The sequence below is a fragment of the Gilliamella sp. X-57 genome, from assembly GCF_057063565.1.
On record NZ_JBXSQI010000057.1, the window covers coordinates 1 to 1,248 of the forward strand.

1 protein-coding gene and 1 pseudogene are annotated in these 1,248 nt (G+C 39.7%); both read left to right on the forward strand.

Annotated features, from left to right (window positions below; genetic code table 11):
* The first annotated feature begins 110 nt into the window (after positions 1 to 110).
* Positions 111 to 653 (forward strand): hypothetical protein, encoded by a 543-nt coding sequence (locus tag ACYIAL_RS12735; protein ID WP_483751901.1) that lies wholly within the window; start codon positions 111 to 113, stop codon positions 651 to 653.
* Positions 650 to 1,248: pseudogene (locus ACYIAL_RS12740) on the forward strand (hypothetical protein); the annotation flags it as partial. The gene ACYIAL_RS12735 and the pseudogene ACYIAL_RS12740, both read left to right, overlap by 4 nt.

Sequence of the window (1,248 nt, forward strand, 5' to 3'; positions counted from 1 at the left end):
CATTTATCCGCAAAACTGAATATTAATCGTCAAGAGCTGGAAGTCTTATTAAAAAAACATGTATCGTTTAACTCGAAAGGCTTTTCGGCATAAGGAATAAGGCAATACACATGACCATAAAAAAAATTGACAATTTCAACTTTCCCGTGGGTGAAAAACAACTCAGTCAAGATGCGTATTATAAAGCGTTATCAGAGGCGAGCAGTGGCTTTTATCCATTTGGTGAAAATGGGATATGGCATGGGGGATTCCATATTGATGAAGGGGTACTAAAGAAAGTTGATAATGACGGTATATTGCGTTGTATGGCTCATGGCGAAGTGGTTGCTTATCGAGTCGATGATATTTACCATAAAATAGTCTATCTGGACAATGTTGAGCTAAAAACGCCTTATAAAGAACAGCAAAAAGTGGCGTATTTCTCAACGGGATTTACCTTAGTCAGACACCTGTTACAAATGCCTAAAATCGCTGGTGAAACTGCTACGCCACCCTCAATAACCTTATACAGTTTATATATGCATCAACTTGATTGGTATGGTTATCAGCAAAAAGAACAAGAAAGCGGTAGTCAGGTGGATTACCCTTGTTATTGGCAAGCGAAAGCAGGGAAAGTTGATGAAAAAAAACAGAAACCATTGCCGGCAGTGTGATACGCGAAAAGGGAAAAGACACAAAGATTGTCGGTTTATTGCTTAAAGGCAGTAAAGTACGTTTAGGTGAACAAAAAGCAAATATGCCTGGCTGGTATAAAATTGTGTCGATAACCGCAGGTACGGTGGTGACACCAAACGGCTTGCAAAATGAATTGGGCAATATTACCGGTTATGTTTGGCATAACGATATTGGCAAGACAGCAGCCGATAGACCGACAGGAAAGACAGCGGAAGCCAATAAGGATTATGAAATCTGCAAGGAAGATAATAAAAAGGTGGGCAAACCGGAAGTTGAAGTCAAAGGCATTGCTGTTTATGGCACCGCGAATGACAGTCAAAAGTTAACGTATTTACCTCAAACGGCAACGTTTGAATTTGATGGGCAAGAAAATGGTTATGCTAAAATCTGTAAAATTGATAATTGTGATGTGCCGGCGGTCTTGGTTGCAGAAAATGGCGGGGATAAGGCACCACATAAGGGGTATGTCAAATTAACCTCACTGATAGTTACCCAGCTTAAACCTGAAAAATTAGATAAAGTCGTGGTATTAAAAACACCGATGCCAATTAATAAAGGCGACTTTATAGGTTA